Below are 1,048 nucleotides of genomic sequence, written 5' to 3'. Positions count from 1 at the left end.
TAGTTGTTCTCATCATATTTGTCAGCACTATCCAGTGCCGACAGATTATATGCTATGACTAATTACACAAAATTATTTACAGATCCGAGAATGATTATCTGATAGTTTCTTCCAGAAGAAATCAACACTGTCTTCCTCTATTTTTAATGCTCTGGCGATTTTTAATAAACTAGGACGTCGAGGTATACAATTAGTAGTTAGCAAGCGATTTAAATATTCAGAAGGGATACTTGTCTTTCTGGATAATTCCGAAATTCCTCCTTGTTTCTGAATAAGGCCATCTAATTTTTCTTTTAGCATGTGAAGTTGAGTCTCAAGTTGATTTATATTGTTTAATAAAGAAGAGTGAAATTCTTCTTTATTATCAATTGAACAATCATCAAGTAATTCTTGAATATCAGCTATAATTTCTTTTCTCTCTTCAGAAGATTTCTCTTCATGCCATAAAAAAATTAAATCACCAATTCCTTCATACTGAGATGCAAATTTAATTGCTGATGATATAAACTCATGTGGTAGATCAGCTTGTTGCATTTCTTCACCGATCGCAATTAAATACAGTGAATTCATTGAAGTTCTCCACATTGAGTGTACTTACCCCTCTTTATTAATTGACAATGGGTTTTAAAACTACACAGGTATCTCCTTTCTTCTTTAGCAGTCTTAACATATCCAGTACATAAAAAAGCTTCATTCGACAGTATTGTAACCGGCAACCTTAATTGCACACACCCATCCCCGACTTGACGCCATTTCATTTTATAACCATCAGTTATACGGGCACCATTAATCGAAGCAACGGACCAAAATTTATTATTGCTAAATTCAGGGGGCCGAGGGTTGTTTTTATATTTTTTTAAAAGCAATGCATCAGGTTTGATTTGACTATTGTAATAGGAAGGAGGAAAAACATTTCCATGTTTTAGTTTAAGATATGAATCTAACGCCCACTGTGTAATAACGGCTCTTTCTCATTTGAGGGGGCACTTTAATCTAAGTTAGAGTAATCTAACTCCTTGATTTGACGATCAAAAGGAGATTAAAGTGC

1 protein-coding gene is annotated in these 1,048 nt (G+C 33.9%); it reads right to left on the bottom strand.

What is annotated here, in order from left to right; all coding sequences use genetic code 11:
- Nucleotides 1–72: 72 nt before the first annotated feature.
- Nucleotides 73–570: a hypothetical protein gene (locus Lrub_RS00595; protein WP_058530264.1), complete on the bottom strand. Its 498-nt coding sequence runs from the start codon at nt 568–570 to the stop codon at nt 73–75.
- Between the last annotated feature and the right edge of the window lie 478 nt (nt 571–1,048).

Source organism: Legionella rubrilucens (assembly GCF_001468125.1).
In the GTDB taxonomy this organism is placed as follows: domain Bacteria; phylum Pseudomonadota; class Gammaproteobacteria; order Legionellales; family Legionellaceae; genus Legionella_C; species Legionella_C rubrilucens.
The sequence above is the reverse complement of the archived record's forward strand: the minus strand, read 5'-3'. Positions and strand labels throughout refer to the sequence as shown.